We start from the raw sequence: 256 nt of genomic DNA on the forward strand, positions 1-256 counted from the left end.
GGTTCGCGCTTTTCGAGGAAGGCGTCGCGGCCCTCTTGGGCCTCCTCGGTCATGTAGGCGAGTCGGGTCGCTTCGCCGGCGAACACCTGTTGGCCGACCATGCCGTCGTCGGTCATGTTGAAGGCGTACTTGAGCATGCGCATGGCCGTCGGCGACTTCTTCGTCATCTCGTCGGCCCACTCCAGCGCCACGTCCTCTAGCTCCTCGTGGGGAATCGCCTCGTTCGCCATGCCCATGTCGACGGCCTCCGCCGCGG

The 256-nt window shown here is 66.0% G+C and carries 1 protein-coding gene; it reads right to left on the bottom strand.

The features are described from left to right. The coding region (locus HKX41_12290; GenBank protein NNC24915.1) for a 1,4-dihydroxy-2-naphthoyl-CoA synthase at window positions 1-256 on the bottom strand (256 nt) is incomplete at both ends.

The organism is Salifodinibacter halophilus, assembly GCA_012999515.1.
GTDB lineage: Bacteria > Pseudomonadota > Gammaproteobacteria > Nevskiales > Salinisphaeraceae > Salifodinibacter > Salifodinibacter halophilus.